The organism is Flavobacterium sp. HNIBRBA15423, from assembly GCF_052655965.1.
Map to the genome: position 1 here is coordinate 1,523,216 of NZ_CP199751.1, position 13,547 is coordinate 1,536,762.

10 protein-coding genes are annotated in these 13,547 nt (G+C 29.0%); 8 read left to right on the forward strand and 2 right to left on the reverse strand.

The window, feature by feature from the left end:
• Nucleotides 1–939: a PorP/SprF family type IX secretion system membrane protein gene (locus tag ACULEV_RS06770; protein WP_445457911.1), complete on the reverse strand. Its 939-nt coding sequence runs from the start codon at nucleotides 937–939 to the stop codon at nucleotides 1–3.
• Nucleotides 940–949: 10 nt separating this feature from the next.
• On the reverse strand, nucleotides 950–3,694 hold the full coding sequence (locus ACULEV_RS06775) for a T9SS type B sorting domain-containing protein (protein WP_445457912.1): 2,745 nt from the start codon (nucleotides 3,692–3,694) through the stop codon (nucleotides 950–952).
• Nucleotides 3,695–3,950: 256 nt separating this feature from the next.
• Here ACULEV_RS06775 and ACULEV_RS06780 point away from each other — a divergent pair, with 256 nt between their 5' ends.
• The 8 genes from ACULEV_RS06780 to ACULEV_RS06815 all read left to right on the forward strand — a co-directional run bounded on the left by ACULEV_RS06780 (nucleotide 3,951) and on the right by ACULEV_RS06815 (nucleotide 13,524).
• Nucleotides 3,951–6,140 carry a glutamine synthetase III family protein gene (locus ACULEV_RS06780; protein ID WP_445457913.1) on the forward strand — a complete coding sequence of 730 codons (2,190 nt, stop codon included), beginning with the start codon at nucleotides 3,951–3,953 and terminating at the stop codon, nucleotides 6,138–6,140.
• A 21-nt stretch (nucleotides 6,141–6,161) separates the two neighbouring features.
• On the forward strand, nucleotides 6,162–6,611 hold the full coding sequence (locus tag ACULEV_RS06785; RefSeq protein ID WP_445457914.1) for a GNAT family N-acetyltransferase: 450 nt from the start codon (nucleotides 6,162–6,164) through the stop codon (nucleotides 6,609–6,611).
• A 125-nt stretch (nucleotides 6,612–6,736) separates the two neighbouring features.
• A complete protein-coding gene (locus tag ACULEV_RS06790) occupies nucleotides 6,737–7,543 on the forward strand; it encodes an OmpA family protein (protein WP_445457915.1) in 807 nt (268 codons plus the stop codon).
• Between the two features lie 6 nt (nucleotides 7,544–7,549).
• On the forward strand, nucleotides 7,550–7,999 hold the full coding sequence (locus ACULEV_RS06795) for a hypothetical protein (RefSeq protein WP_445457916.1): 450 nt from the start codon (nucleotides 7,550–7,552) through the stop codon (nucleotides 7,997–7,999).
• 77 nt (nucleotides 8,000–8,076) lie between these two features.
• Complete coding sequence (locus ACULEV_RS06800; RefSeq protein WP_445457917.1) at nucleotides 8,077–9,255, forward strand: AIR synthase related protein; 1,179 nt, start codon at nucleotides 8,077–8,079, stop codon at nucleotides 9,253–9,255.
• A gap of 7 nt (nucleotides 9,256–9,262) precedes the next feature.
• Nucleotides 9,263–10,039, forward strand: coding sequence for a hypothetical protein (locus tag ACULEV_RS06805; RefSeq protein WP_445457918.1), 777 nt, complete (start codon nucleotides 9,263–9,265; stop codon nucleotides 10,037–10,039).
• 157 nt (nucleotides 10,040–10,196) lie between these two features.
• Nucleotides 10,197–11,729 carry a glutamine-hydrolyzing GMP synthase gene (gene guaA, locus ACULEV_RS06810; RefSeq protein WP_445457919.1) on the forward strand — a complete coding sequence of 511 codons (1,533 nt, stop codon included), beginning with the start codon at nucleotides 10,197–10,199 and terminating at the stop codon, nucleotides 11,727–11,729.
• Nucleotides 11,730–11,820: 91 nt separating this feature from the next.
• A complete protein-coding gene (locus ACULEV_RS06815) occupies nucleotides 11,821–13,524 on the forward strand; it encodes a LysM peptidoglycan-binding domain-containing protein (RefSeq protein WP_445457920.1) in 1,704 nt (567 codons plus the stop codon).
• The last annotated feature ends 23 nt before the right edge of the window (nucleotides 13,525–13,547 follow it).

Genomic DNA, 13,547 nt, shown 5'->3' on the forward strand with positions numbered 1-13,547 from the left:
TTAGAAGAATCTTGGTGATTTATCGTATCCTTTGTTACCAAAAGTATCAAGATCAAATAATAAAATTATTTCGTGAGAACCTGAATTAAATTGCCCCAGATTATTAATAGTATGATCATATGCATATCCAACTCTCAATTGTGGTGTAATTCTATAATTTACTAAACCACTAAAGGAATCATCAATACGATGTGCTGCTCCAATTTCAAATTTTTCAAAGAACATAAAGTTGGCTGTAATATCTGCTGATAATGGTGCATTTTGAACTAATTTAGTAATGAATGCTGGTTTGAATTTAACATTATCAGATAAATTAAAGACATAACCTCCAGTAAAAAAGAAATGTAATTCATCTATACCTATGGCTGTTATTCCGCTAGCTTCTTTTAATTGTTTATTTGGTAAAAAATTAGGTACTGATAAACCTAAATAATAGTTCTCTGTAAAAAAGAAAGCTCCTGCACCTACATTAAGAAAGGTTTCATTTAAATTTTGAAATGCATTATCTATTCCTATATCATCATCATTTAATTGAAATCCATTAAAGTTTGTGTTAAAGAAATTTACACCGGCTTTTAATCCAATGGAAAGTGTTGCTTTTTCACTTAATGATACTTTATATGCTAAATCTGCTGTTAGTGTAGTTTCATTTAGGACATCGTCTCCTAACTCATCTTTAACTACATTAAAACCTGACTCTAATTTTTCAGATAAAGGAGCATGAACAAAAAGAGAGGATGTAGTAGGAGCACCAGTTGCTCCAACCCATTGTGCTCTATAAATTCCTCCAAAATTAATGACTCCTAAGTTGTCTGTTGCATATCCTGGATTAATAACACTCATATTATACATATATTGAGTGTATTGCGGATCTTGTTGTGCAAATGAAATACTACATGCCAACAAAATGATTCCGTATATATAATTAAATTTTTTCATTTTTCTTCTCTTATCTACTTAAATATAATCTTCCTTGTGTTGGCTTTTTATTTGTTGAGTCATTGTAATTTAAAATATAAAAATAGACTCCTGTAGGTAAAATATCATTGCCTAATACAGTTGTTTGATTAGGTTTGCCATTAAAATCAGGAGTATTTATATCTCCTTTATATACTAAATTCCCATATCTATTGTAAATTTCAAGAGCAAAATTGGGATAAATAATATCAATATCTTTTATATAAAAAGTATCATTTAAACCATCGTTATTTGGTGAAAAGCCATCAGGAATAAATAAATTTGGACAAGAAGTTAAGTCAACCACAACTTCAAGTCTTAAAGAACCTTCACAACCTTGACCATCGGTAAGAGAAGCGTAATAAGTTGTTCCATTTGTTATTGGATCTGTTGAATTATACATATTTCCGTTTGAAGGAGCATCATACCAAGCAATTGTACCTGTTGATGTTATATTAGCTGTTAAATTTGCAATAGTTGGATTTGGTAAATCTTGTAAGCAAAATAAATTGCCATCTGTAGCTAATGTAGGAACTCCAGGATCAGTAATAGTAAAACTAACAGGATTATTGGATAAATCATTAGTACCACATCCAGTAGTATTATTTATTAAGGTTTGAATTGTAATAGTTGTTAAACCTCCATTTTCTAATAATTCTGATGGAATTGTAAATTGAGTATTTCCTCCAGTAAAAGTAACTACAACTGAGTTAGCTGTACTAATATTTGCTCCAGTTAAGTCATATATGATAGTATATTCGCCATCAAGTAATCCGTTTGCATTTTGAATAAAAATTGTTTCCGTTTCCGAAATACAAATATCACTAGCTGTTATTGTTGCATTTGTAGCATTTGGTAAAGGTAAGATTTCAAAATCATCACTAGCACTATTAAAAGTATCTGTTCCACATATAGTCGTTACGCTAGTTAAACTATTTAAAGTGAATGTAGATGTACCAATATTTAGTATTCCATTAGGTAGAATAAAACTAGCAGAACCATTTGTAAAATTAACATTGTTTGCTACTTGATTATTTACATTAATAGCTCCTACTATGTTATAATTTAAATCGTATAGTCCATCAGGTAGATTATTAGCACCAGATAAAGATACAATTACATCATCTCCAAAACAAACATCACCAATTGAAACAATTAAATTACTTGCATTTGGTATAGGATAAACAATAAATGGAGTGCTTAAATTCGTAGCTGTTGAACAACCAGAATATTCATTTTCAATGTTGGTAATAGTGACGGTATAATTTCCAGCAATTGATGTTAAAGAATTTAATATAGAAAATATTCCATCACCATTGGTTACTAGAATAACTATAGTTTCAGTAGTTTGTAATCCATTTGGATCAGTAATAGTGTAAGTAATGATGTATCTATCATCTGATAACTCAATATTCGAATTATTAATATCACTTATAACCACCTGTCCTGTTTCTCCAACACAAAAATTGCTAACTGAAATTTGTGTATCATTTACATTTGGACTTTCTGCGATTTCAAAAGAACTATTTAGATTAGTTATTGTTCTTGTGCAATTTGTAACGCTACTAGAATTTACAATATTTGTTATATCTATATTTGTTAAACCTATATTATTTACAAAAGTTGGATTAATAGCAAAAGTTGCAATTCCATCAGTAAAAGTAATACTTACTGTTTCAGTTCCCGAATTTACTCCAGAAAGTACATAAGTAATGTCATAAGTTCCATCTGGAATAGGATTTGCTCCTTGAGTAATTGTTCCAGTAAGTATTGTTGTGTTTAAATTTTCAAAACAAATTGGAGTAGGTGCTATAGTAAGGTTAGCTCCATTAATATCAACAACAGGCTCTATTATTATTAATATATCTGCATTTGATGGATCACAAGCGAAAACAGCGTTAACATTATATCTAAAAATATATGTTCCAGGACCAAAATTATTATAAATATTTTGAATATTAATAAATGTATCACTAGTGTTACTTATCTCTCCAGTTGAACTTATATCTAACCAGTTTCCACCACTATCTTGACCGTTTAATTGATTTAATAAATTTACATTTGTAAATAGAGAAAAGTCATCGGTTTCGCAAAATAATAAAGGTGTTGGAGTACCCGCATTTGGTGCTTGTTCAACACTTACAGGAAAAGTTGTACTACTAATTGGACAATTCCCAAAAGAAGGAGTAGTGTATGTAATTAAATAATTTCCAGGACCAGCCGTGTTTGGATTAAAAATATTGCTTATTATGTTACCAGATATAGTAAAAACGCCATTCGAGTCAGGACTTGGATAGTTAGTTAAGTCAAAATAATTTTTTAGATTTACTGGAGAATCATTTGTACATAAATTACCACCAGTGCCCACTCCTGCATAACCATTTAAAGTTATTTCAATTGTAGCAGTATTATTTGTACATCCAGGAATACCATTTACAGTATATTGAAAATTATATACTCCACCTTGTAAAGTTTGATACAAATTTAAAATACCTGTTGATGCATTAAATCCTCCTGCACCATTCAAATTTGACCATGTACCTCCTGGAACTGCACCAACTCCTAGTAAGGTGAATAAATTGACAACTCCATTAGGATTACCAATACCTTGATTATAACTCTCTTTATCACATATTATAATACTATTATCACTTCCTGCACATTGAGCAATCGACTTGGTCATAAAAACAAAAAAACTAATTGTTAACATAATTAGTTTCAACTTGTATCCTCTCATAAGTATTCTTTTTGCTGGTTAACCACCATTATAGGATGCAAATAAAAGGTTTTTTTGTAAATTATTAACATAAAATTGTTAAAATGTTAGTGAGGCAAAATTTGTTTTATTAAAATAGTTTTTTATTAAAATGTTTTATAAAAATATTTATTTCTTAAACTTTAAAAAATTTAGGGGGTCTTTTATTTAAAACGTATATATTTTTATATATTTGCACTTAAAATTTAGGGGTGTAACTTTAAAAACAATAAAATTTATGTCAACTTTTCGTTTCCAAGCTTTAAAAGAGACAGCAAGTAGAAAAATTGTTGCTGTTGAAAAATTAGAAAAAAAGTCCAAAATATTTGGAAGTAATGTGTTTAACGATAAATCAATGCGTCAGTTCTTAACACCAGAAGCATACAAAGCCGTTAAAAATGCAATTCAAAATGGTGCAAAGATTGACAGAGTTGTTGCTGATCAAATTGCAATGGGAATGAAAGAATGGGCATTATCTAAAGATGTTACTCATTATACACATTGGTTTCAGCCATTAACTGGTAGTACAGCTGAAAAACATGACGCTTTTTTCGAAACTTCTTTTGATGGTAGCGACCCAGTTGAAAAATTTGGAGGAAGTCAATTGGTACAACAAGAACCAGACGCTTCTTCTTTTCCAAATGGAGGAATTAGAAATACTTTTGAAGCAAGAGGATATACAGCTTGGGATCCAACTTCCCCAGCTTTTATCTATGGTACTACTTTATGTATACCTACGATATTTGTTTCTTATACTGGTGAAGCTTTAGATAATAAAACACCTTTATTAAGAGCACTTCAAGCAATTGATAGTGCTGCTACAGATGTTGCTAAATATTTTGATAAAAATGTTAAAAAAGTTACTCCTACTTTAGGTTGGGAGCAAGAATATTTTTTAATTGATAAATCCTTAGCAAACACGAGACCCGACTTATTAGCTACTGGAAGAACTTTATTAGGACATGCATCAGCAAAAGGGCAACAATTAGATGACCATTATTTTGGTTCTATTCCATCAAGAGTACTAAATTATATGCGTGACTTAGAGAATGAATGTATGTTATTAGGAATTCCTGTGAAAACACGTCACAATGAAGTTGCTCCAAGTCAGTTTGAATTAGCTCCTATATTTGAAGAAATCAATTTAGCAGTAGACCATAATTCATTATTAATGGATGTGATGCAAAAAGTGGCTGAGAGACATGATTATAAAGTTTTATTTCATGAAAAGCCATTTAAAGGAGTTAATGGTTCAGGTAAACATAATAACTGGTCATTAGCTACAGATACTGGAATTAATTTATTAGCTCCTGGTAAAACTCCAATGAGTAACTTACAGTTTTTAACTTTTTTTATTAATACGATTAAAGCAGTACATGATTATGAAGAATTATTAAGAGCTGCTATTGCTTCTGCTAGTAATGATCACCGTTTAGGAGCAAACGAAGCTCCACCTGCAATTATTTCTGTCTTTATTGGTCAACAATTAACAAAAGTATTAGCAGAATTAGAAGGAGTTACTAAAGGGAAATTATCACCAGAAGAAAAAACAGATTTAAAATTAAATGTAGTAGGTAAAATTCCTGATGTATTGTTAGATAATACAGATAGAAATAGAACTTCTCCATTTGCTTTTACAGGAAATAAATTTGAGTTTAGAGCAGTAGGTTCTTCAGCTAATTGCGCAACTTCAATGACAACTTTGAATGCAATCGTTGCCAAGCAATTAAAAGACTTTAAGATTGAAGTAGATGCTTTAATTGCTAAAAAAGATTTAAAGAAAGATGAAGCAATTTTCAATGTACTAAGAGAATATATCAAGCAAACTAAAAATATTCTTTTTGAAGGTGACGGCTATAGTGAAGCATGGGAAAAAGAAGCTAAAAAACGTGGTTTAAGTAATCATAAAACAACTCCAGAAGCATTAAAAGCTAAAGTTTCTAAAAAAGCTATAGATTTATTCGATGAGTTGTCAATTATGAATCATGTTGAAGTTGAAGCTCGTTATGAAATTGAATTAGAAGAATATACTAAGAAAATTCAAATCGAAGGTAGAGTTTTAGGAGATATTGCTCGCAATCATGTGGTTCCTACAGCTATTCGTTATCAAAATACCTTAATTGAAAATGTAAAAGGTTTAAAAGAGATTTTTGGTAAAGACTTTGAGAAAATTGCAAAAGAACAAATTTCATTAATTAAAGAGATTTCTGAGCATATTGAAGGAATAAATACTAAAGTAGATGCAATGGTAGAAGAGCGTAAGAAAGCTAATAATCTTACAGATATTTCTAAAATGGCAGCAGCTTATTGCGATAAAGTGAAACCTTATTTTGAAGAAATTCGCTATCATTCAGATAAATTAGAATTACTAGTTGATGATGAAATGTGGACACTTGTAAAATACAGAGAATTATTATTTTTAAGATAATATATTTAAATATATAAAGGAATGATAGAAGTTGTTGAAACCAACTCATCAAATAAGGATTTTATTGATTTAGTGACAAAATTAGATGAAGATTTGGCGATAAGAGATGGTGATGAACATTCATTTTACGCACAATTCAATACTATTGATGTAATTAAATATGTAATAATTCTATATTTTGAAAATATTCCAGTTGCTTGTGGTGCTATTAAGCATTTTGATGAAGATACAATGGAAGTGAAAAGGATGTATGTTTTAGATGATTTTAGAGGTAAAGGATTTGCTACTAAAGTGTTAATAGCTCTTGAAAAATGGGCGATTAATTTAAAATGCAAAAAATTAATTCTAGAAACAGGAAAAAAACAACCCGAAGCTATTCGATTATATCAAAAAAATGGTTTTTCTATAATTCCAAATTATGGGCAATATATTGGTATTGATAATAGTGTCTGTTTCAAAAAAGAAATTTAATTTTAAGCCTATTCATATTTTTGAATAGGCTTTTTTATACTTTTTGATTAAGGTTCACGTTAAAATACTTGTAGCATGCTTTTTTATTTTCTAAAAAAAGTGTTACTTCGTAAAAAATATTTAAAGTGAAGCCTATTTTATCATTATTATTACTTCTCCTTTTAAATTGCAGTTTTGCACAAGAGCAATTCTCTGTTTATTTTGAAAGTAATAAATCTGATTTAACAAATAAGGAATTACTTCGATTAGAGGATTGGATTCAAAAAAATATAAAGTCAAAAATTGTTGCCATAAATGGTTATACTGATGAAGTTGGTTCAGCTCAATATAATGATTCTTTAGCCCAAAAAAGAGTTGATTTTATTGCAGACTATATTCTTGATAAAGTAGCTATTAGAGAAGATTTTAAGACTAGAAGTTATGGTGAAAATTTTAATCAATCTCAAAATAAAGCCGAAAACAGAAAAGCGACTATTTACTATATTTTAGAAAAAGATTTAGAACGAGAGAATGAAATATTAGGAATTGAGGAAGAAGAAATAGATGATAACTTACCTCTACATGAAAAAATTAAATTAGCCAAAAAAGGAACGAGAATAAAACTTAAAGATATAAATTTTTTTCAAAATACTTTTGCTATAACACCAGAATCAAATGGAGCTTTGTATGATTTATTATTCGTTTTACAAAATAATCCTAATTTAAAAATTGAAATACAAGGTCATATTTGTTGTGTAAGTAGCGATAGAAGAAAATTATCTCTAGAACGAGCAAAACAAGTAAGACGTTTTTTAGTAGTAAAAGGAATAGAAATGACTAGAATATCAGTAACTGGTTTTGGAGTTAATCATCCTATTTACCCTATTCCAGAAGCAAATGAAGAACAAGCAGCTGCAAACAGAAGAGTTGAAATTGAAATTTTAAGTAAATAAAAGAGAATGAAAAATAATATTATTGCTATTGTAAGTTTTGTTGGTCTTATTATATGCAGTTGTTCAGATAAATGTATTGAAGGGAAACAAGCTGTTCCTGCTTCTTTTTTTGTTGAAATTTTAGACGAAACTACTAGTGAAAATGTTTTTGAAAATGAGACCTTCTCAAGCGCAGACATTTCTGTAACAGATGTAATAGGTAATGATATTCCATACGAATTTGTTGAAGATGTAAATATTATTCAATTCTTGCCCAAAACAACTATTAATGCAAGAAATATTGATATAAAAATTACATTGAATAACCAAACCACTATGATTACAGAGGAAATTAATTTAAAATATAATGTAGAATCTGAAATAGAGGAATGTTATACTTCATTTAAAATTACTAACGTACTTTTCCCTGAAAATCCATCTGAATATGTAGAAGGAGTATTCTTAGTAAAAATTTAACCCTTTTTTTTTACCAAATTTCTAAAATTTGATATAAAAAACTATCTTTGTGCCACAACACAACAAACTACTTTTTAATGAGTTCTGATACGAGCCAACGCTACAATCTTAGAGGAGTTTCTGCTTCTAAGGAAGATGTGCATAATGCCATCAAAAACATTGATAAAGGATTGTTTCCAAAAGCTTTCTGTAAAATTATACCTGATTACTTAACAAATGATAATGACTATTGTATTATTATGCATGCAGACGGTGCTGGTACAAAATCATCATTAGCTTATATGTATTGGAAAGAAACTGGAGATATTTCAGTTTGGAAAGGTATTGCTCAAGATGCATTAATCATGAATATTGATGATTTATTGTGTGTTGGTGCAACAGATAATATTTTACTTTCTTCTACTATTGGAAGAAATAAAAGTCTTATTCCTGCAGAAGTTTTATCAGCTATTATTAATGGAACCGAAGAGTTAATCGAAGATTTAAAACATCATGGAGTAACAATTCATTCTACTGGTGGAGAAACTGCCGATGTAGGTGATTTGGTGCGAACCATAATAGTAGATTCAACAGTTACAGCTAGAATGAAACGTTCCGATGTTATTGATAATGCAAATATTCAAGCTGGTGATGTTATTGTTGGTCTAGCTTCTTATGGTCAAGCTAGCTACGAAAAAGAATACAATGGAGGAATGGGAAGTAACGGATTAACTTCAGCAAGGCATGATGTTTTTGCCAAATATTTAGCAGAAAAATACCCTGAAAGTTACGATGCTTCTGTGCCAAATGAATTGGTATATTCGGGTCAAGCTCAATTAACCGATGCTGTAGAAAATAGTCCAATCGATGCAGGAAAATTAGTTTTATCACCTACAAGAACCTATGCACCAGTTATAAAGAAGATTTTATCAAAATATAAATCAGATAAAATTCATGGAATGGTACATTGTAGTGGAGGAGCACAAACTAAAGTGCTTCATTTTGTAGATAATGTTCATGTAATAAAAGATAATTTATTTCCAGTACCACCTTTATTCAAATTAATTCAAGAGCAATCGAAAACCAATTGGAAAGAAATGTATCAAGTGTTTAATTGTGGTCATCGAATGGAAATTTATGTTCCTACTGAAATAGCTCAAGAAATTATTGAAATTTCAAAATCATTCAACATTGATGCACAAATAGTAGGAAAAGTCGAAACTTCTAATGAAAAGAAATTAACCATTGTTTCAGAATACGGAAATTTTGAATATTAACAAACAAATGAACAAAATATTTTTTTTGCTATTGACAATATTTTTAATTAGTTGTAATAGTTCAAATGAATTGGATAAAAAAGGATTGCAAGTTGAAGAAGTCACTGATTCGAAAGATTCTAAAAACGTCATTAAAAAAGATTCTTTAGATTTTAAAGTAAAATCATTAGGAGTACTTTTAACAGGTAATCCTAACGTAAGAATAGCACCATTATTTAAGCTAAATTATAATGAGAAAGATAAAACCTATTATACAGGTTCAAGAGAATTTCATTATAATTACTATGTAGATGATTTAAAAGAAGGGAATTATTGGCAAAATATAATCCCTGGTTTTGATGCTCTTTATGGATATAATTTAGTTAATATTTTTCATTTTGATCATCAAGAAAACAAAGGAAAAAATCTATTTGAGAAACCAGTTCTAATAAAAACTTGTTATTATCCATCATCAAGAGTTGATACACTTAGTTTTCAACCACTAAATAGAAATTTTTATATGATTTCTGTTTATGATGAAGATACGAATAATGATAAATATATCAATAGTAAAGATTTAAGACGATTTTATTTTTTTGATAAAAATGGTGAAAATATGTCATTAATAATTCCAAAAAAATATTCAGTTATAGGTGCAGATTATGATGCTGACAATGATTATTTATATATTAATGCAATACATGATTTAAATAAAGATGGTAAGACGTCTGATGATGAACCAATATCTATTTTCTATATAAATTTAAAAAATCCTGTATTGAAAGGATTAATTTATGAGAATTGATTTCAAATTTAAAACTTCAATCTCAAAATGGATATAAAATGATAAAACAACTAATTATTTTACATATAAAAATGAGTTATTTGTTAGGAGTATGAATTTTAAAATTTCTAACTTCTAATTTCTAACTTCTAATTTCTAACTTCTAACTTTTAAAACAATGCAACACAACGTATTAATTTTAGATTTCGGTTCGCAATACACTCAGTTAATTGCTCGTAGAGTAAGAGAATTGAATATTTTTTGCGAAATCTTTCCTTTCGATAAAATTCCTGAAGATTTATCATCCTATAAAGCAGTGATTTTAGGAGGAAGTCCATTTTCAGTTCGTTCTGAAGAGGCTTTACATCCAGATTTATCTCAAATAAGAGGTAAAATGCCTTTATTAGCCGTTTGTTATGGAGCGCAATACTTAGCTCATTTTTCAGGCGGTGAAGTTGCCGCTTCTAATACAAGAGAATATGGAAGAGCTAATCTTTCATTTATACAAGAAAACGAACCATTTTTAGAGGGAGTTAATCTTAATAGTCAAGTTTGGATGTCCCATTCTGATTCAATAAAGCAGTTACCAACTAATGGTATTAAGATTGCCAGTACCAAAGATGTTGAAAATGCAGCTTATAAAATTGAAGGAGAAATTACATATGCTATTCAATTTCACCCTGAAGTATATCATTCTACAGATGGAAAACAAATGCTGGAAAACTTCTTAGTGAGAATTGCTGAAGTACCACAAAATTTCACACCAAAAGCTTTCGTTGAGGAAATTGTTGCTGAAATGAAAGAAAAAATAGGAACTGATAAAGTTGTTTTAGGTTTGTCAGGTGGAGTAGATTCAACCGTAGCAGCTGTTTTATTAAATAAATCCATTGGTAAAAATCTATATTGCATTTTCGTAAATAATGGTTTACTTCGTAAAAACGAGTTCCAAAACGTATTGGATCAATACAAAGGAATGGGTTTAAATGTAAAAGGAGTTGATGCCTCAAAACGTTTTTATGATGCATTAGCTGGTTTGGACGATCCAGAGGCAAAACGAAAGGCCATTGGAAATGCTTTTATTGAAGTTTTCGATGATGAAGCACATCAATTAACTGATGTTAAATTCTTAGGTCAAGGGACAATTTATCCAGATGTTATCGAATCAGTTTCTGCCACTGGTGGTCCATCTGCAACTATAAAATCACATCATAATGTGGGCGGTTTACCTGATTTTATGAAGCTAAAAATAGTTGAACCTTTACGTATGCTTTTTAAAGATGAAGTGCGTAGAGTAGGAGCTACTTTAGGAATTGACCCAGAATTATTAGGTCGTCATCCTTTTCCTGGACCAGGTTTAGCGATTCGCATTTTGGGAGATATTACACCTGAAAAAGTTGCTATTCTTCAAGAAGTTGATGCCATTTTTATAAATGGATTAAAAGAACACGGCTTATATGATAAAGTATGGCAAGCAGGTGCTATTCTATTGCCAGTAAATAGTGTGGGTGTAATGGGTGATGAACGTACTTATGAAAAAGTAGTTGCCTTAAGAGCAGTTGAATCTACTGATGGTATGACAGCAGATTGGGTTCACTTACCTTATGAATTTTTAATGAAAACATCTAACGAAATCATTAATAAAGTAAAAGGAGTAAATAGAGTAGTTTATGACATTAGTTCTAAACCACCAGCAACTATTGAATGGGAATAATTTTTAGATAATTTTAACAAAAATGCTTTGAAAAGTCGTTACAATAAATAACTTTGTAATGACTTTTTAATTCTAAATAAACTAACGCTTCATGAGATATATTTTGATTTTATTAGCATGCACTAATCTATTTTTTGCTCAAGAAATTAAAACCAGAAAGTATATAGTTCAACCTAAAGAAACACTATATTCAATTTCCAAAAAATTTAATGTAACTGTAGACGAAATCAAAAAAGTAAATACATCTATTACTGAAGCAAATTTAGCTATAGGTCAAGAAATAACTATTCCACTTTCAAAGAATATAACTAATAGTAGTTATAAAAATGCATATACACATACAGTTCAATCTCAAGAAACTTTATACGGAATTGCAAGAGCTTATAATGTATCTGTTCAAGATTTAGAAGAATTAAATAAAGAAAACTTAAAAGAAGGCTTGAAAATAGGACAAGTTATTGCTATTCCATCCAGAAAGAAAACAATAGATGGTAAAACTAGAATAGTTACAGAAGAAACTGTTTTTCATAAAGTTAAAGCTGGTGAAACTAAATATTCGGTATCTAAACTATATAACATTAGTATTAAACAATTAGAATTGCAAAACCCTGAAATTGTAAACCGATTTGCTGTTGGAACAGTTTTAGCAGTTAACAAAAACGGAATTGCTCCAAAAGATATTTCAAATGAATTAATGATTACTATAGCGGAAAAAGAAGCTGCTATTGAAAAGAGTAAAGTTCAAAATGCAAAGATTGAAGATTTAGAGGATAAATTGATTGTCCAAAAACAAATGAATCAGAAAATAATAAAAATGAATTCCTTAAATGTAGATTTAAAAGAAATTGATGATTCTAAAGGAACTTCTGTTGATAAATTAAAATTGATTCTACAATCTAATAAAAATATTCAGGATCTCTTAACTTCTAAATTAGATTCATTAGTTGGAAACATGTATGAAGATTTAGAAAAATTAAAAAACTCAAATATTGTTGATGTTGATGAATATAGAAAGTTACAGAAAGAAACACAATCTAATAGAATTGAAACAAGTAAGTTAATTATTCAATTAAAAAAAGACTTAAATGAATCAAGAAAAAATTATGTTTCTTTAATGAATAAGGTACAAAGAGTAAACGTTGCGCAAGATCAAGAACTCAAAAAGCGTAGTAAATCTATGGCAGAAATTGAAGCTCAAAATAAAGCGGAACAAGAACAAATTGAAAAAATAAAAGCTTTACATGCAGATAGTGATAAAACAAATGAATCACTATTCTTTAAAATGGCTACTATAGAAAAAGAAAAAGAATATATTATTACAAAACGTATTGAAAAAGCAACTTTTTATAGTGCTTCAGCAAGAGAATATGATGACAGATTAGCTCTTCAAAAATTAATTCGTTATCAAAATAATATTAAAAAAGAAAAAAACATAGTTGATGTTAAGGAAAAGCAAATCACTTTAGAAGAAATACGAGCAAAAATTAAAGCAAGTAATTTTAATAATGAAAAAATACCTGCAATTGAAAGAATAAATAATTTAAAACAAGTTGAAGATGGTTTTTACATAGTGCATAAAGTAACTAAAAGCCAGAGCGAAAGAGATGAATATGCTAGAGAATTATCTGATAAAGGAGAATTGAAAACTAGTTTTTTCTATGATATAAATACGTTTACTTATTGTGTTTATACAGATAAATTTAAATTGTTTGAAGAAGCTTTATTTGCTATTAAAACCAAAGAAAGTTTACCTTTGTATGAAAATGCAAAAATAGTTGAATTAAAATTGGAATAAAATTTGACTACATACATAATAAA

Bases quoted from the DNA above. Each gene is read 5' to 3' on its own strand.
- ACULEV_RS06770 (WP_445457911.1), bottom strand. From the start codon at position 939: ATGAAAAAATTTAATTATATATACGGAATCATTTTGTTGGCATGTAGT.
- ACULEV_RS06775 (WP_445457912.1), bottom strand. From the start codon at position 3,694: ATGAGAGGATACAAGTTGAAACTAATTATGTTAACAATTAGTTTTTTT.
- ACULEV_RS06780 (WP_445457913.1), top strand. From the start codon at position 3,951: ATGTCAACTTTTCGTTTCCAAGCTTTAAAAGAGACAGCAAGTAGAAAA.
- ACULEV_RS06785 (WP_445457914.1), top strand. From the start codon at position 6,162: ATGATAGAAGTTGTTGAAACCAACTCATCAAATAAGGATTTTATTGAT.
- ACULEV_RS06795 (WP_445457916.1), top strand. From the start codon at position 7,550: ATGAAAAATAATATTATTGCTATTGTAAGTTTTGTTGGTCTTATTATA.
- ACULEV_RS06800 (WP_445457917.1), top strand. From the start codon at position 8,077: ATGAGTTCTGATACGAGCCAACGCTACAATCTTAGAGGAGTTTCTGCT.
- ACULEV_RS06805 (WP_445457918.1), top strand. From the start codon at position 9,263: ATGAACAAAATATTTTTTTTGCTATTGACAATATTTTTAATTAGTTGT.
- guaA (WP_445457919.1), top strand. From the start codon at position 10,197: ATGCAACACAACGTATTAATTTTAGATTTCGGTTCGCAATACACTCAG.
- ACULEV_RS06815 (WP_445457920.1), top strand. From the start codon at position 11,821: ATGAGATATATTTTGATTTTATTAGCATGCACTAATCTATTTTTTGCT.